At 63.0% G+C, this 632-nt stretch carries 2 protein-coding genes; both read right to left on the bottom strand.

All coding sequences use genetic code 11. The annotated features are described in order from the left end of the window. Positions 1-4: 4 nt before the first annotated feature. Positions 5-169: a hypothetical protein gene (locus EN893_RS38505; RefSeq protein ID WP_164748889.1), complete on the bottom strand. Its 165-nt coding sequence runs from the start codon at positions 167-169 to the stop codon at positions 5-7. 110 nt (positions 170-279) lie between these two features. Next, on the bottom strand, positions 280-632 hold a 353-nt coding region (locus EN893_RS36810), incomplete at its 5' end, for an ABC transporter permease (protein ID WP_164901537.1).

Genomic DNA, 632 nt, shown 5'->3' with positions numbered 1-632 from the left:
TATGTCAGCCGCGCCCGGCGAAGTGATTGGCCAGCGCCACCTTCGCCGCGAGCTGCATGAGGAGATCGCCGACCAGCACGCCGGCCAGCACGAGTGCCATGAGTTGCGGCCAGAACCGCCGCAGCAGCGAAAAACCTAGGGTGATCGGTCTGATAATATCGGCAAACATGAGGTTCTCTCACGATGCCACCCGCCAAAACCTTTCTAGCAAAGGACGGCTGTTTTGCAAGAAAGGGGGCTCCCCTTCTCCCCTTGTGGGAGAAGGGACAACCGTCCCCCTCACCTTCTCACCCGCGATTTCAGCCACCGGTCGAACGCCACCGCCAGGATCAGGATGAGCCCGATGACGATGCTTTGCGTATAGGACGAGACGTTGTTGAACTGCAGCCCGTTCTGCAGCACGCCGATGAGCGCCGCGCCGACCACCGTACCGCCGACCGAGCCGATGCCGCCGAACAGCGAGGTGCCGCCGATGACGACGGCCGAAATGACCGTCAGCTCGTAGCCGATACCGGCGACCGCTTCCGAGGAATTCAGCCGCGCCGACAGCACGAAGGCCGCGAGGCCGGCGAAGAAGCCGACGATGACATAAACCGAGACCAGAATACGGTCGACGCGCAGGCACGACCGCC

It is taken from the genome of Mesorhizobium sp. M7A.F.Ca.CA.004.04.2.1 (assembly GCF_004022825.1).
In the GTDB taxonomy this organism is placed as follows: domain Bacteria; phylum Pseudomonadota; class Alphaproteobacteria; order Rhizobiales; family Rhizobiaceae; genus Mesorhizobium.
Note: the sequence above shows the minus strand (reverse complement) of the source record. Positions and strands in the feature narration are given on the sequence as shown.